At 69.0% G+C, this 17,769-nt stretch carries 4 protein-coding genes; 3 read left to right on the forward strand and 1 reads right to left on the reverse strand.

Translation table 11 applies throughout. The features are described 5' to 3' along the window. Nucleotides 1-182: 182 nt before the first annotated feature. Nucleotides 183-1,130, reverse strand: coding sequence for a pirin family protein (locus AC6JA9_RS23865; RefSeq protein ID WP_223783683.1), 948 nt, complete (start codon nt 1,128-1,130; stop codon nt 183-185). Nucleotides 1,131-1,468: 338 nt separating this feature from the next. Between AC6JA9_RS23865 and AC6JA9_RS23870 the strand changes: the two genes are divergently transcribed. The 3 genes from AC6JA9_RS23870 (at nt 1,469) to AC6JA9_RS23880 (ending at nt 17,754) form a co-directional block, all read left to right on the forward strand. Beyond that, a complete protein-coding gene (locus tag AC6JA9_RS23870) occupies nt 1,469-4,189 on the forward strand; it encodes a beta-propeller fold lactonase family protein (RefSeq protein WP_497957882.1) in 2,721 nt (906 codons plus the stop codon). Between the two features lie 202 nt (nt 4,190-4,391). Next, a complete protein-coding gene (locus tag AC6JA9_RS23875; RefSeq protein WP_497957883.1) occupies nt 4,392-16,418 on the forward strand; it encodes a non-ribosomal peptide synthetase in 12,027 nt (4,008 codons plus the stop codon). A gap of 31 nt (nt 16,419-16,449) precedes the next feature. Beyond that, nucleotides 16,450-17,754: a hypothetical protein gene (locus AC6JA9_RS23880; protein ID WP_497957884.1), complete on the forward strand. Its 1,305-nt coding sequence runs from the start codon at nt 16,450-16,452 to the stop codon at nt 17,752-17,754. The last annotated feature ends 15 nt before the right edge of the window (nt 17,755-17,769 follow it).

Raw genomic sequence — 17,769 nt, forward strand, 5'->3', positions numbered from 1 at the left:
AGTGCCTCACAGCACAATCCAAACACAACCAGACCCCCTCGCCCGTCGGCTTCCCCTCAGTCCGAGCGGCGACTCACGGGAGGTTGGCATGTCTGTCCAGGGTTCGAACAACTCGCGGGCCACCGGAATCCCCGCAGACGCGAGACGCCTGCGGGGCCCGCGAGCCCGTCCTGCGGGGCACGTCAGGGATAGCGGGGCACGCTCGGCTCGGGCTCCGGCAGCGGAATGAACTCCGACTCACCGGGGACCTGACCGATGCGCTGGGCCGTCCAGTCCTCCTTCGCCTGCTCGATGCGCTCCTTCGAGCTGGAGACGAAGTTCCACCAGATGTGCCGGGGCCCATCCATCGGCTCGCCGCCGAAGAGCAGCAGCCTGGAGCGCGTGGTCCCGCCGCCCCGCGCCACCACCTCCTTGCCCGGACGCAGCACCAGGAGCTGACCGGGGCCGAAGCTCTCGCCGCCCACCTCCACCTGTCCCTCGGCGACGAAGAGGCCGCGCTCCTCGTGCACCGCGGGCACGGGAATCCGCGCCCCCGCGTCCAGCTTCACGTCCGCGTAGAAGAGCGCCGACTGCGTCGTCACCGGCGAGCGCGCACCGGCCAGCTCCCCCGCGATGAGCTTGAGCTCGACGCCACCATCCTGCACGACGGGCAGCGCCTCCGACGGCGTATGGACGAACGAAGGCGCGTCCTCCTCGTGCTTGCCGGGCAGCGCCACCCAGAACTGGATGCCGAACATGCGGTTGGACGCGACCCGCAGCTCCGGAGGCGTACGCTCCGAGTGGACGATTCCGCGCCCGGCCACCATCCAGTTCACCGCGCCGGGGCGGATGCGCTGCACCACGCCCAGCGAGTCGCGGTGGAGCACCTCGCCCTCGAACAGGTACGTCACCGTGGCCAGGCCGATGTGCGGATGGGGCCGCACGTCCAGCCCCTTGCCGGCCTGGAGCACCGCGGGGCCCATCTGGTCCATGAAGATGAACGGGCCCACCATCCGCCGCCGCGACGACGGCAGCGCGCGGCGCACCTCGAAGCCGTCTCCCAGATCCCGGGTGCGTGGGACGATGACGGTCTCCAGCAGGGAGTCAGGCTCCGCGTCGACAAAGGGTTCCTCGGGCATCTTCCAGGCCATCCGCTCACACTCCTGTCAAGGTCCTGCGCGTCCACACATGCCATGGGTCGGTCCGGACGCTCCAGTCCCAACCACCCGCCCCCTTCGCGACTCAACGAATGGCGTCTGTCAAGCGCGGCCCGCCCGCGTGTCAAACCTTCACGCGTCGTGATGTCAGCATTTACGTCACGGTGCGGAACCACGGAAGATTGCCCATTCCCACCCGGCCGTCACTCCCCTGTCGGAGGGAGGGAAGCGTCACCCATCCCCTGGAGCGCATCATCGTGAAAGCCTCGTGTACGGCTGTTCGAGCTGGTGCCGTAAGAAGCGTCGTCGCGCTGTTGTTGGTGGCGGGAGTCGTGGTGGGCCCCCGAGCCCAGGCCTCGTCCTTCACGCTGTTCGAGAGCGGGCAGGTGCGGCCGCTCGCGCTGTCCCCCGATGGCAAGCTGCTCTTCGCCGTCAACACGCCGGACAACCGGCTGGAGATCTTCCGCGTCGCGAACAACGGCCTCACCCACCGAGGCTCGGTGCCCGTGGGCCTGGAGCCCGTGGCGGTGGCCGCGCGGACGAACGACGAGGTCTGGGTCGTCAACCACCTGTCGGACAGCGTGAGCGTGGTGCGCGTGGACGCGGACGGACAGGGCGGCGTGGTGACGCGCACGCTGCTCGTGGGCGACGAGCCCCGGGACCTGGTCTTCGCCGGTCCTGGGCGTCGGCGCGCGTTCATCACCGCGGCGCACCGCGGCCAGAACGCGCCGTTCGACCCGAAGCTCACCACGCCGGGCATCGGCCGCGCGGACGTGTGGGTGTTCGACTCGGAGCAGCTGGGGTCCACGCTGGGTGGCACGCCGCTCACCATCGTCTCCCTGTTCGCGGACACGCCCCGGGCGCTGGCGGTGACGCCGGACGGCTCGCGGGTGTACGCGGCGGCCTTCCACTCCGGCAACCGCACCACGGTGATGCATGAGCTGGCGGTGCCGGACGGCGGCGAGGCCGTGGGCGGAGTCCCCGGCCCCAACACCAACTTCGCGGGCGCGCGCGCCCCGGAGGTCGGCGTCCTGCTCAAGCACAACGGCCAGGACTGGGTGGACGTGCTGAACCGCTCGTGGACGTCGTCGGTGCGCTTCTCGCTGCCGGACAAGGACGTCTTCACCCTCAACGCCAACGCCAACCCGCCCGCGCCCATCCACGGCCCCGGGAGCGTGTACTCGGGCGTGGGCACCATCCTGTTCAACATGGCCGTCAACCCGGTCAACGGGAAGGTGTACGTCAGCAACACCGAGGCGCGCAACGACCTGCGCTTCGAGGGCCCGGGCACCTTCGCGGGCAGCTCGCTGCGCGGCCACCTGCACGAGAGCCGCATCACCGTGCTCGGCGGCTCGAGCGTGACGCCGCGCCACCTCAACAAGCACATCGACTACGACGTGTGCTGCGCGCCCACGCCCAACGCGGAGAGCGAGAAGAGCCTGGCGCAGCCGCTGGGCATGGCGGTGACGGCGGACGGCTCGACGCTGTTCGTGGCGGCGTTCGGCTCGTCGAAGCTGGGCGTCTACTCCACGGCCGCGCTGGAGAACGGGACCTTCGTGCCGAGCACGGCGAACCAAATCCTCCTCTCCGGCGGCGGGCCCACGGGCATGGTGCTGGACGAGGCCCGGCGGCGCCTCTACGTGCTGACGCGCTTCGACAACGCCATCTCCGTCATCAACACGACGACGCGCCAGGAGATCGCGCACCTGCCCATGTACAACCCGGAGCCCGCGAGCGTCGTCGAGGGCCGCCCCTTCCTCTACGACGCGCGGCTGAGCTCCAGCCATGGTGACTCGTCGTGCGGCAGCTGCCACATCTTCGGCGACTTCGACAGCCTGGCGTGGGACCTGGGCAACCCGGACGGCGCGGTGAAGGCCAACCCGAGCCCCATCGTCCCCATCCTCCCGGAGTTCGGCGACGACCCGACGTTCGGCCAGTCCACCGCGTTCCATCCGCTCAAGGGCCCCATGGCGACGCAGAGCCTGCGCGGCATGGCGAACCAGGGCCCCATGCACTGGCGAGGCGACCGCAACGGCGGCTTCGACGCGGCCACCGCGCAACCCAACTCGGGCTCCCATGACGAGGCGGCGGCCTTCAAGCAGTTCAACCCGGCCTTCGTGGACCTGCTGGGCCGCGACACGACGCTCACGCCGGCGCAGATGCAGAAGTTCACCGACTTCGTGCTCCAGGTCGTCTATCCGCCCAACCCCATCCGCCACCTGGACAACTCGCTGACGCCCGCGCAGGCGGCGGGGCGGGACTTCTTCCTGAACACGACGACGTTCTTCCACGGCTCCTGCGGCGCATGCCACGTCATCGACCCGGAGGCGAACCCGTCCGAGGGACCGTTCAAGGGCTTCTTCGGCACGGCGGGCCAGTCATCCTTCGACGTGGAGCCGCAGTTCCCGAAGGTGCCGCACCTGCGCAACGCGTACCAGAAGGTGGGCATGTTCGGCGCGCCGTTCGTCAGCGGCAACGCTCCCATCGACCCCTTCCTGGGAGACCAGGTCCGGGGCTTTGGCTTCCTGAGCGACGGCAGCGTCCCCACGCTGCTCACCTTCAACAGCGGCTTCGACTTCCACCCCATCTTCAACTCCGTGGGCATCCCGAACACGCCCGAGGGCCACACGGCGAAGCTGAACATGGAGCAGTTCATGCTCGCGTTCGACACGAACCTGGCGCCCATCGTCGGGCAGCAGGTGACGCTGACGGCCGCGCGCGCGGCCGTGGCGGGGCCGCGCATCGACCTGCTGCTGGCGCGCGCCAACGCGGGCGAGTGTGACCTGGTGGCCAAGGGCCGGGTGGGCTCGCACGAGGTGGGCCTGCTCTACGTGGGAGGTGGGAAGTTCACGTCGGACCGGCAGGCCCTGCCGGCGGTGACGGATGCGACGGTGCGTACGGCCACCACCGCGAGCGGCGGCGTGTTGACGTACACCTGCGTGCCGCTCGGCTCGGGCACGCGCATCGGCATCGACCGGGACCTCGACGGCGCGCGTGACGGGGACGAGCGCGCGGCCGGGACGAATCCAGCGGACCCGACGAGTCACCCGTGAGAACAACGGCCTGAAACACAACTCAGTTTCAGATCCGCCTCACCAGGGCGGGGAGGGCCAGCCAATCTTGCGTCTGTCTGGCCAGGCCTCCTAGATATGTCTCACGCGTGACGCCCTGTCCCATCGGCTGCCGTGTCGCACGCGGCAGCCACCGTCTCTCATCTCCTGGGGGCGACGCGTTGACATGCTCGACGCCCCCTCCTTGTCGACCCTCCCGCAGGATTCCTCTCCGGCCAGCATCGCGGAGGCCTTCGAAGCCCAGGTCGCCCTGCGGCCCCAGTCCCTGGCGCTCACCAGTGACGGCGAGAGCCTGACGTACGCGGAGCTGGAGCGGCGGGCCAACCAGCTCGCGTGGCGGCTGCGCGCGGAGGGTGTCGGACGCGAGAACCCCCGGGTGGGCGTCTGCCTGCCGCGCTCGGCGGAGCTGCTCGTCACGCTCCTGGCCATCCTCAAGGCCGGTGGTGCCTACGTGCCGCTCGACCCGGACTATCCCTCCGAGCGACTGGCGCTGATGGCCCTGGACGCGGACGTGCGGGTCATCATCACGCGCACGTCGCTGCTGCCACGACTGCCCTCGGAGGGCGTGCGCCTGTGTCTGGATGTCCTCGGCGACGCGCTGGCCGTGCTCCCCCACCATCCTCCCGCGCGAGACGTGTGCCCGGATGACCTGGCGTATGTCGTCTTCACCTCGGGCTCCACGGGCAGGCCCAAGGGCGTCTGCGTGCCGCATCGCGGAGTGCTGCGGTTGGTGCTGGGGGCCAACTATGTCGACGTGACGCCCCAGGACGTGCTGCTGCAGCTGGCGCCCGTCGCCTTCGATGCGTCGACGTTCGAAATCTGGGGGTCGCTGCTCAACGGGGCGCGGCTGGCGGTGTTCACCCAGGGCGCCGCGGGACTGGATGAGCTGGGGCCGTTCCTCGAAGCGCAGGGTGTGACGATTGTCTGGATGACCACGGGCTTGTTCCACCAGCTGGTGGAGCTGGGGTTGCCCGGCACGGCGAAGGTGCGCGAGCTGCTCACGGGAGGCGAGGTCCTCTCCGTGCCCCATGCGCGCAAGGCCCTGGCGCAGCTTCCCCACGTGCGCCTGGTCAACTTCTACGGGCCCACGGAGAACACGACCTTCACCAGCTTCCACCCCATGCGAGGCGCGCTGGCGGAGGAGGACTCCACGGCCGTGGCCATCGGCCGGTCCATCTCGGGGACCCGGATGTACGTGCTGGACGAGTCGCTCCGCGCCGTCCCAGACGGAGACGTGGGAGAGCTGTACACGGGAGGATGCGGGCTCGCGTGGGGCTACTGGCAGCGCGCGGACCTGACGGGTGAGCGCTTCCTGCCGGACCCATGGAGCCACACGCCTGGAGGTCGCATGTACCGCACGGGAGACCTCGCCCGTGTGCGTCCGGATGGCGCGGTGGAGTTCATCGGGCGACGCGACCACCAGGTGAAGCTGCGAGGCTTCCGCATCGAGCTGGGCGAGGTGGAGAGCGCGCTGCGCCAGCACACGGGGGTGACGGAGGCGCTCGCGTTCGTTCGCGAGGACTCGCCCGGTGACAGGCGGCTGGTCGCGTATGTCGTCGCGAGGGCTTCGTCGTCGGAGCTGCGGGAGCACGTCCAGCGCCAGCTCCCCGGGCACATGGTCCCATCCGCCATCGTGGTGATGGAGGCGCTGCCGCTCACCCCCAATGGCAAGGTGGACCGCGCGCGGCTGCCCGCGCCCCAGGCGGCCTCGGAGCTCGTCGCGCCGGAGACAGGGCTCGAGCAGACCGTCGCGCGCATCTGGGCGGAGGTGCTGGGGATGGACGCGGTGAGCGCCACCGCGAACTTCTTCGACCTGGGAGGCCACTCACTGCTCGCGACCCAGGCGGTCACCCGCATGCGCGAGGCGACGCGGCGGCACATCCCCCTGCGTGCCCTCTTCGACCAGCCCGTCCTGCGCGAGCTGTGCGCGGGCCTCGAGGAGGCTCCGTCGGACAACGAGGATGAAGGCCTCATCCCACGTGCCGTGGGTGCCGAGCGTCGAGTCCCTTCGTTCGCCCAGCAGCGACTGTGGTTCCTCGACCGATGGATGCCGGGCAGCGCGGTCTACTCGCTCCCGATGGCGTTCCAGGTGGACGGGCCACTCGAGGCCTCCCTGCTGGAGCAGAGCCTGCGGGTCCTGGTGGCCCGGCACGAATCCCTGCGCACGTGCTTCCCCGGCGAAGGAGCGCCCGAGCAAGTGGTCCTGGAGTCATGGTCCATCACATTGGAGCGGCGGTCCGCTGCGTCCCTGGAGGAGGCGCGAGGACGGGTGCAGGCGGAGGCGGAACGACCCTTCGACCTGGCCCGAGGTCCGCTCTTTCGAGCGATGCTCGTGACGTGGGCCGAGCAGCGACACCTGTTGTTGCTCAACCTGCACCACATCATCTCCGACGGTTGGTCCTTCGGAGTGCTCTTCCGGGAGCTGTCCACCGAGTACGCCGCGCGAGTCGGGGGCACGCCCCCGGTGCTGCCTCCGCTCTCCATCCAGTACGCCGACTACTCATCGTGGCAGCGGGTGCGGCTCGCGGGTGAGGCCCTCGCGACGCGGCAGACGTTCTGGAAGCGACTGCTGGACGGTGTGCCTCACGTCCTCGCGCTGCCCACCGATTTCCCTCGCCCGCCACATCAACGCATCGAGGGCGCGCTCCACCGCTTCTCGCTTCCGCTGCCGCTGGTCGAGGCCCTCGAAGGACTCGCGCAGGATGAAGGCGCCACGCTCTTCATGGCCTTGCTGGCCACCTTCCAGGTTCTCCTCTCCCGTTACTCCGGCCAGCTCGAGTTCCTCGTCGGCTCGCCCATCGCCAATCGCACGCGGCCCCAGCTCGAATCGCTCATCGGCTTCTTCGTCAACACGCTCCCCCTCCCCGCTCGCCTCTCCGGCAACCCGTCCTTCCGCGACGTCCTCCATCGCACCCGTGACGCGTGCCTCGGCGCCTACGCACATCAGGAGCATCCCTTCGAGCGGCTCGTCGACGAGCTCCAAGTCGAACGGGAGCCGGGACGCAGCCCGCTGGTCCAGGTGCTGTTCGCGCTCCAGAACGCACCGGGGGGACAGCTTCGCCTTCCAGGTGTCCAGGTCGCGCCGCTGGAGGTGGACACCGGCACGGCGCGCTTCGAGCTCTTCCTCTCGGTGGAGCCCTCGTCCAACGGATGGCGAGGCACCCTCGAGTACTCCACCGCGTTGTTCTCCGAGCCCACCGTCGCGCGGATGGCGGAGCACTTCGTCCGGCTCGCCGAGACCTTCGTCCGTGCGCCGGAACATGCCTGCGCCCGGGCTTCGTTGCTCTCCGAGGATGAGCAGCAACGGTGGTTGGTCGAGTGGAACGACACGACGCGCGCGTACCCGTCGCAGACACCGCTCGGAGCGCTCTTCGACGCGCAGGTGGCGCGCAACCCCGACGCCGTGGCCGTGCGGCACGGAGTGTCCGAGCTGACATATGCCCAGCTCGATGCCCGCGCCAATGCGCTCGCCCGGGTGCTGCGCGCGCGAGGCGTCGACCGTCGGAGTCCGCAGGTCGGCGTGTGCCTGCCCCGGTCCGCGGACCTCATCGTCGCGTTCCTGGCGACCATCAAGGCGGGCGGGGCCTACGTCCCGCTCGACCCGGAGCACCCCACCGAACGGCTGGCCTTCATGGCCCACGACGCACGCCTCACGGCCCTCGTCTCCCATGGCGCGTTGAGTGAGCGGCTGCCCGAGGGTCCGTGGCGCACGGTGAAGCTCGACACGTTGGAGTGCACCGAGGCCACGCCGCTGCCGACCGACAGCACCGCGGAGGACCTGGCCCACATCATCTACACCTCGGGCTCCACGGGGCGCCCCAAGGGCGTCTGCATTCCACATCGAGGCGTCGTGCGCATGGCGCTGGACCCGGACCAGGTCCGCCTGGGGCCCGACGACCGGGTGGCCCAGGTCACCACCGTGACGTTCGACCTCTCCACGTTGGAGATCTGGGGCGCGCTGCTCAACGGGGCCACGCTGGTCATCATCGACAAGGACGAGCTCATCCAGCCCTCGGTCTTCGCTCGCCGGCTAAGGGAGGAGCGCATCTCCGCGCTCGTCGTGGCCACCGCCATCTTCCACCACACTGCGCGCGTGCACCCGGATGCGTTCTCCGGCCTGCGCTGGATCATCTTCGGTGGCGAGGCCGCGGATGCCACGTGTCTCCAGAGCGTGCTGACGCATGGCGCCCCTGGTGCGCTCGTGAACGGGTATGGCCCCACCGAGAACAGCACCTACAGCACGTGGTATCGGGCGCGGCCATCCTCGGAGCTCTCGGTGCCCATCGGGCGACCTGTGTCCAACAGCACGGCCTATGTCCTGGACGCCAACGGGCAACCCGTCCCCGTCGGTGTCACCGGTGAGCTGCATGTCGGTGGTGACGGCCTCGCGTGGGGTTACTGGGACAGGCCCGACCTCACCGCGGAGCGCTTCGTTCCCCATCCGTTCTCCTCGGTGCCGGGGGCTCGGCTCTATCGCACGGGAGACCTCGTCCGACTCCGCCAGGATGGAGAGCTGGAGTTCATCGGCCGCGCCGACAACCAGGTGAAGCTGCGCGGCTTCCGCATCGAGCTGGGCGAGATTGAAGCCGCGCTGCGTGCGCATCCCGAGGTCCGTGACGCCGCCGTCCTCGTCCGGGAGGACACTCCGGGGGACAGACGCCTCGTGGCCTATGCCGTGACGCAGGTGGCGGGGACCCGGCTTCGCGAGGAGCTGGGACGCCGACTCCCCAGCTACATGGTCCCCTCGACGGTCGTCGTCCTCGACTCGCTTCCGCTGACGCCCAACGGGAAGGTGGACCGACGCGCGCTTCCGCCTCCGATCCTCGGCCTGCTCGACGCCGAGGACTTCGTCGCGCCTCGCACGGAGCTGGAGTCGCGACTCGTCGACATCTGGAGCACGGTGCTGTCCTTGGAGCGCGTCAGTGTCACCGCGAGCTTCTTCGACCTCGGTGGGCATTCACTGCTCGCGACCCAGGTCGTCTCGCGCATCCAGGACACGCTCGGTGTCCACGTCCCCGTCCGAGCCCTCTTCGAGTCACCCACCATCGAGTCCCTGGCGCGCGTGCTGGAGCAACTCCTCGGCGAACCCCAGCCCACCGGGTCCACGCTCATTCCCACGGTGAGCCGGGACTCGGCGCTGCCCCTGTCGTTCGCGCAAGAGCGACTCTGGTTCTTCAGCCAGCTCCATGACCAGAAGGGCGTCTACAACATGCCCTTCGGGCTGAGACTCGAAGGTGAGCTCGATGTCCCTGCGCTACGTGAGCGTCTTCGAGCCGTCGTCCTTCGTCACGAGTCTCTGCGCACGCGCTTTCCTGGGGGCGGCACTCCCACGCAGGTCATCTCCGACGACATGGAGCTCGACTGGCGGGTCGTCGACCTGACCTCGTCTCCTGACGACCTCCAGGAGTGCCTCCAACGCGAGGCCGCGGCGCCGTTCGACCTCGAGAAGGGTCCGCTCTTCCGCGCTCGCCTCTTCCGCCTGGCTCCCCAGCGCCACGTCCTCCTCCTCAACCTCCACCACATCATCTCCGACGGCTGGTCCTTCGGCGTCCTCTACCGCGAGCTCTCATCCCCCTCGCTGCCTCCCCTCTCCCTCCAGTACGCCGACTTCTCCTCCTGGCAGCGCTCCCACCTCTCCGGCGACCTCCTCTCCTCCCAGCTCTCCTTCTGGACTCGCCTCCTCGACGGCGTCCCCCACCTCCTCTCGCTGCCCACCGACTTCCCTCGCCCCTCCCTCCAGCGCTTCGACGGCGCCCTCCACCGCTTCTCCCTCCCCCTCTCCCTCCGCTCCTCTCTCGACTCCCTCGCTCGTCACCACGGCGCCTCCCTCTTCATGGCGCTCCTCTCCTCCTTCCAGCTCCTCCTCTCCCGCTACTCCGGCCAGCTCGACTTCCTCGTCGGCTCTCCCATCGCCAATCGCACTCGCCCCCAGCTCGAATCCCTCATCGGCTTCTTCGTCAACACGCTCCCCCTCCCCGCTCGCCTCTCCGGCAACCCTTCCTTCCTCGACGTCCTCCTCCGCACCCGCGACGTCTGCCTCTCCGCCTACTCCCACCAGGAGCTTCCCTTCGAGAAGCTCGTCGATGAGCTCCGCGTCGAGCGCTCCCTCTCTCATGGCCCTCTCCTCCAGGTCATGTTCGCTCTCCAGAACGCGCCCACCGGTCAGCTTCAACTCCCGGGCCTCACGGTGGACGCGGTGGAGCTGCATCCCGGGACGTCGAAGTTCGACCTCACGCTCTTCATCGAGGAGACGCCGCACGGACTGAACGGCGTCTTCGAGTACGCCACGGCCCTGTTCTCGCCGGACACCGTGGCGCGGATGGCCGAGCATCTCCGGAACCTGATGGAGCAGGTCGCGCGAAACCCTCACGCGCCCATCCACTCTCTCGACGTGCTCTCCGCGAAGGAGCGCACTCGGTGGCTCGTCGAGTGGAATGACACGGCCCGCGCCTTCCCGGCCGGTGCGTCCATCATCGACCTGTTCGCGGAGCAGGTGTCCCTGCGTCCCCACGCCATCGCCGTGCGGCACGGGTCGACGAGCCTCACCTATGGAGAACTCGACGCTCGCGCCAATCGTCTCGCGCGACGCCTGCGTGGCCAGGGGGTGAGCCGTGCGCGTCCTCAGGTCGGCGTCTGCCTGCCTCGCACGCCCGAACTGGTCGTCACGCTGCTCGCCATCCTCAAGGCCGGTGGCGCCTACGTGCCGCTCGACCCGGACTATCCCTTTGAGCGACTCGACTTCATGGTCCGTGACGCTCGGGTCGTCGCCATCGTGAGCCTCGACGCGCTCCGCTCGACGTTCTCCTCGGACATCCCGGTGCTGAGTCTCGAGTCACCTGCCGAGGAACCGACGAGGTCCGATGAGAGCGCGCTTCCTCGTGAGAGCACGTCAGAGGACTTGGCGCACATCATCTACACCTCGGGCTCCACGGGCCTTCCCAAGGGTGTCTGCATTCCCCATCGCGGCGTGGTGCGCATGGTTCGCGAGGCCGACCACATCCGGCTCGGCCCTGACGACCGCGTTGGACAGGCCGCGACCATCGCCTTCGATGCCTCCACCTTCGAGCTGTGGGCTCCGCTGCTCAATGGCTCAACGCTCGTCATCCTGGACAAGGACGAGGTCCTCGACCCGGTGCTGCTCAACCGCCGCATCCAGGACGAGCGAATCACCACCCTCTTCCTGACCACCGCGCTGTTCAACCTCGTCGCGCGCTCCCAGCCGGAAGTCTTCAAGGGTCTGCGATGGCTGGGGTTCGGCGGAGAGGCCGCGGACCCGTCCTGTGTGAACGACGTGCTCACCCATGGCGCCCCCGTGCAGCTCGCGAACTTCTACGGCCCGACGGAGAACAGCACCTACAGCGCCTGGTATCCGGTGCGTCAGCGACAGGAGCACTCGGTGCCCATCGGTCGCCCCGTGTCCAACAGCACGGCCTACGTCCTGGATGCCCACGGGCAACCCGTTCCCCTGGGCGTCACCGGTGAGCTGCATGTCGGTGGCGAGGGGCTCGCGTGGGGCTATTGGGACAGACCCGACCTCACCGCCGAGCGCTTCGTTCCCCATCCAGACTCTTCGGTTCCAGGGGCTCGGCTCTATCGAACCGGGGACCTCGTCCGACTCCGCCAGGACGGTGAGCTGGAGTTCGTCGGCCGCGCCGACAACCAGGTGAAGCTGCGCGGCTTCCGCATCGAGCTGGGTGAGATTGAAGCCGCGCTGCGTGCACATCCCGAGGTCCGCGACGCCGCGGTCCTCGTCCGCGAGGACTCTCCTGGAGACAGACGCCTCGTGGCCTACGCCGCGACCTCCACGACCGCGACAGCACTTCGTGAGCACCTGCGGAGCCAGCTCCCGGCTCACATGGTGCCGTCGGCCTTCGTCGTGCTCGATGCGCTGCCCCTGACACCGAACGGCAAGGTCGACCGACGCGCACTCCCAGCCCCGGAGGGAGGCACCGTCGAGGACTTCGTGGCGCCTCGCACCGGGCTGGAGGTGGCGTTGGCGGCCATCTGGTCCTCGGTCCTCCAGCTCGAACAGCTCAGTGTCACGGCGAACTTCTTCGAGCTGGGCGGGCACTCCCTGCTCGCCACACAGGTCGTCTCCCGTGCGCGGGAATCGCTCGGTGTCACCGTTCCCGTGAAGCTGCTCTTCGAGGCGCCGACGCTCGATCGCTTCGCGCGTGCCGTGGAGAAGCTCCTCGGAACCTCGCCCTCGGTACAAGACGCCGGGCTCATTCCCCGGAGGACTCGGGACACGGCGCCTCCGCTCTCCTTCGCGCAGGAGCGACTCTGGTTTCTCAGCCAGCTCCACGAGCAACAGGGCGTCTACAACATGCCCTTCGCGCTCCGACTGGACGGCGAGCTCGATGCCGAGGCGCTCCGCGCGCGCCTCCAGCGCCTCGTGGACCGACACGAGTCTCTTCGCACGACCTTCCCAGGCCACGGTGCTCCCCTCCAGCACATCCAGGAATCAGCACAGCTGTCCTGGGAGCGATTCGACCTCTCCGCCCTGGAATCGCCCGATGAGGAGGCCACGCGACGCGTGCGACTCGAAGCCGCGGCGCCGTTCGACCTCGAGAAGGGTCCGCTCTTCCGCGCTCGCCTCTTCCGCCTGGCTCCCCAGCGCCACGTCCTCCTCCTCAACCTCCACCACATCATCTCCGACGGCTGGTCCTTCGGCGTCCTCTACCGCGAGCTCTCCTCCCCCTCGCTGCCTCCCCTCTCCCTCCAGTACGCCGACTTCTCCTCCTGGCAGCGCTCTCTCCTCTCCGGCGACCTCCTCTCCTCCCAGCTCTCCTTCTGGACTCGCCTCCTCGACGGCGTCCCCCACCTCCTCTCGCTGCCCACCGACTTCCCTCGCCCCTCCCTCCAGCGCTTCGACGGCGCCCTCCACCGCTTCTCCCTCCCCCTCTCCCTCCGCTCCTCTCTCGACTCCCTCGCTCGTCACCACGGCGCCTCCCTCTTCATGGCGCTCCTCTCCTCCTTCCAGCTCCTCCTCTCCCGCTACTCCGGCCAGCTCGACTTCCTCGTCGGCTCTCCCATCGCCAATCGCACTCGCCCCCAGCTCGAATCCCTCATCGGCTTCTTCGTCAACACGCTCCCCCTCCCCGCTCGCCTCTCCGGCAACCCTTCCTTCCTCGACGTCCTCCTCCGCACCCGCGACGTCTGCCTCTCCGCCTACTCCCACCAGGAGCTTCCCTTCGAGAAGCTCGTCGATGAGCTCCGCGTCGAGCGCTCCCTCTCTCATGGCCCTCTCCTCCAGGTCATGTTCGCTCTCCAGAACGCGCCCACCGGTCAGCTTCAACTCCCGGGCCTCACGGTGGACGCGGTGGAGCTGCATCCCGGGACGTCGAAGTTCGACCTCACGCTCTCCCTGGAGGAGTCCGCGGATGGGCTCGTGGGCGTCTTCGAGTACGCCACGGCCCTGTTCTCACCCGCGACCATCGAGCGCATGGCGCGGCATCTCCGCGCGCTGATGGAGCATGCGGTCCGGCATCCCCATGCCTCCATCCACGCGTTCGACCTGCTCTCCGCACAAGAGAGACAGCAATGGCTCGTCGAGTGGAACGACACCGCTCGCGACTACCCGGTTGAGAGTTCCATCGTCGACCTGTTCGAGGCCCAGGCCACCCGACGGCCCGAGGCCATCGCCCTCCAGCATGGCACCACGGTGCTCACGTACGCGGCCCTGGAACGACAGGCCAACCAGCTCGCGCACCTGCTTCGTGCCCAGGGCGTGAGCCGTGCACTGCCTCGGGTCGGCGTGTGCCTGCCCCGCTCGCCTCGGCTGGTGGTCACGCTGCTCGCCATCCTCAAGGCCGGTGGTGCCTACGTGCCGCTCGACCCGGACTATCCCTCCGAACGGCTGGAGTTGATGGCCCGGGACGCGCAGGTCCAGTGCATCGTCACGCAGACCTCACTCGTGTCCCGCGTGCCGAAGGGCATCGCCGCACCGCTGTGCATCGACGCCCTCTCCCTCACCGACGAGGAAGCGACGGACCGACCCACACGCGACACCGGACCGGACGACCTGGCCTACGTCACGTACACCTCGGGCTCCACGGGCCGGCCCAAAGGGGTCTGCATCCCCCACCGCGCCGTCCTCCGGCTCGTCCTGGGCTCCGACTACGTCCAGCTCGGACCGGACGACCGCGTCGGCCAGGCCGCCACCATCGCCTTCGACGCCTCCACCTTCGAGCTCTGGGGCGCGCTGCTCAATGGCGCGACGCTCGTCATCCTGGACAAGGACGACGTCATCGACCCGACCATGCTCTCCCGCCGGCTGCGCGAGGAGCGCATCACCGCGCTGTTCCTCACCACCGCGCTCTTCAACCTCGTCGCACGCACGGAGCCCTCAGCCTTCTGCGACCTGCGCTTCCTCCTCTTCGGTGGGGAGAACGCCGACCTCGCGTGCGTCAACCGGGTCCTCTCCGCCGGCGCGCCTCAAAGGCTCCTCCACGTCTACGGTCCCACGGAGAACACCACGTTCAGCTCCTGGCACCCCGTGAGCACGCCGCAGGAACACTCCGTTCCCATCGGGCGGCCCATCGCCAACAGCACCGCCTACGTCCTCGATGCCCACCTGAGGCCCGTGCCCACGGGCGTCACGGGCGAGCTGTATGTCGGCGGCGACGGGCTCGCGTGGGGCTATTGGGACAGAGCCGACCTCACCGCCGAGCGCTTCGTCCCGCATCCGTTCTCGACGACGCCCGGCGCGCGGCTGTACCGCACCGGAGACCTCGTCCGGCTTCGCCAGGACGGCGCGCTGGACTTCATCGGCCGGACCGACAACCAGGTGAAGCTGCGCGGCTTCCGCATCGAGCTGGGCGAAGTCGAGGCCGCGCTGCGCGCCCATCCCGAAGTCCGTGACGCCATCGCCCTCGTCCGCGAGGACATCCCCGGCGACCGGCGCCTCGTCGGCTACGTCGCGAGTGAGCCGGAGCTGGCGCCTCGCGCGCTCCGCGACTTCCTCCAGGGTTGCTTGCCACCGCACATGGTCCCCTCGGACTTCGTGGTGCTGCCCGCGCTGCCACTCACCGCCAATGGCAAGGTCGACCATCGCGCCCTGCCTCGTCCCACCGCGTCCGCCGACGATTCGACGCGCGTGGCGCCGGGCACGCCCCTCGAGGAAGAGCTCACAGCGCTGTGGGCGCAGGTGCTGGGCCGCGAGGTCCGCGACGTGACGGCGAGCTTCTTCGACCTGGGTGGGCACTCATTGCTCGCCGCGCAGCTCGTCGCGAAGCTGTCCGAGCGCTTCGGCTTCAAGGTCCCGCTGCAGGTCCTCTTCCAGAGCCCCACGGTGGCGGCGCTCGCCGCGTGGCTCGAGGAGCAACGCGCGCCCGTGGCCTCCACCACGAAGGCGCCGTCACTGCCCGACGGCGTCGTCCTCCTCCAACGAGGACGTGACGACCGCCTGCCGCCGCTGCTGTGCATGCACCCGATTGGCGGCACGGTGTTCTGCTATCAGGAGCTGGTCCGGGCACTCGGTCCCGAGCGCTCCGTCTACGGCTTCCAGGCGCCCGGCGTGAACGGAGAATGCGAGCCCCTCCAGACCGTCGAGCAGCTCGCCTCCGTCCACCTGAACGCGCTGCTCCAGCTGCGCCCCGAGCCGCCCTACTACCTGGTGGGCCTCTCCATGGGCGGCACCATCGTCTACGAGATGGCGCAGCGGCTGCGGCGGCTCGGCGTCCCTCCCGAGCTGCTCGTCTTCCTCGACACGCCGGGCCCGGGGCAGCTCCCCACGCGCTTCGAGGATGACGCGGAGCTGCTCGCGGCCATCTTCGGGGACTCGTCACCCGCGCTCATCACCTTGCTGCGCGGACTGGAGCCGCAGGCACAGATGCTCGAGGTGCTGCGTCGCGCGCGGGATGGCGCCACGGTGCCGGAGTCGTTCTCCCTGGTGGACCTGCAGATCTTCCTCTCCGTCTGGAAGGCGCACATGCGCGCGCTGTTCAGCTACGAGCCCGGCCCCACCGAGGGCCGCGCCATCTATCTGCGCGCCCAGGAGTACACCCCGCCCCATCCGCTCCATCCCGAGCGCCCATGGCAGGAGCTGGTGCGCGGCGGGCTGGAGCTCATCGGCGTCCCCGGAAACCACCAGACGATGATCGAACCACCGCACGTCACGACGATGGCGCGACACCTGAATGACCTCATGCGCCGACTCGAGCAGCGCGAGGATTCCAGGCAAACAGGGAGCGGATGCCCGAGGCATTGACGTCCTCCAGGCCCCGGGCGAGAACCCATCCATGGCTGATCCTGATTGGAAGCGACTCCAGGAGCTCAATGGCGGTGACGCCATCTGGTACTCGGACCCGCAGCTCGATGTGAAGGATGAGCTCTGGCTCTACTCGGAGGGCGGTGAGCTGCGCGTCTCGAGCGCCGGGAGGCTCTACAAGCGGGACCCGGAGGCGGAGAAGTTCTCCGCGCCCGTGACGGCGCGGCACGTGTTGTATCGGGGAGGCTGGCTCCTCTACGTCGATATCTCGGTGCGCGGGGACAAGGCCCAGGTTCGCCGTGGCACGTTGAACGGGCACCACCACGTCGCGCTCGTCGACGCCTCCGAGGTCGAGGACCTGCTGGCTCGCTACCGCAAGCTGGGCTTCCGTGACGGCAACGCCTGGAACCCGAACTCGAAGAAGGTGCTCGAGCGCCAGTACCTCAAGGGTGGGAAGCAGTACTGGTCCATCCATGTCGATGGGAACCACACGCTCGAGGATCGCCAGGAGAAGGCGCACGAGAGCTGGGAGGCGGCCGTCGCCTACGCGGAGAAGCGCGTCCGCGCGAAGGAGAAGGAGGGCTTCGTGCAGTACAACCAGGAGCTCTGGAAAGCGAAGCACCCCAATCCGGAGCCCAAGCCCGTGAAGGGCGCGCCCAGGAAGCCCTCGCGGCCCAAGGGCACGAAGTTCCCGAAGCCCCAGGACGCCTTCGAGGCCGTGGACCTCGCCGTGGCGATGCTCAAGGACCTCCATGAGCGAATCCCCTCGGGGCACTTCATCGCGGAGCTGGTCGACGCGAAGAAGGACAAGAAGCGCATCGCGTCCGCCGAGGAACATGTGTCGTTCTTCGTGCGCTTCCACAAGCCGCGCATCGGGCAGTGGTTGAAGGCCCGGCCGCTCAAGCCCAGGAAGAAGGAGTCGAGCTGGGAGTACTTCCTGCGCGTCTACGGCTCCATCACGTGGATCATCTCCGCGAACGCCGACGAGGACCTGCCGTGCTTCCACGCCGGCAACGTCACCGGTGGTGGCTGGAGCTGCATGGAGATCGCCGACGACGTCTACGACATCAACGATCTGGTGGAGGCCTCGGGCAATGAGGCGCTGGAGGACCTGCAGCCCTTCCATGGCGGCTGGCATGTCGACCGGTCCTTCGCCTTCGACAACCGCTCCGTGAACGCCGCCGGGGAGCGGGCCATCGTCGCGTTCGACGAGAGCATCACCGACCTGCCGAAGAAGACGCCCGTCGGCCGCATCCAGCCGTTCGGGTCGTGGCTGCACAAGCGCGTCTCCCTGCTGACGAGCATCGCGGAGAGCAACCTGAGCGAGCTGCTGTAGGGCCAGTCCGGTTCG

This window comes from Myxococcus sp. MH1, from assembly GCF_059738865.1.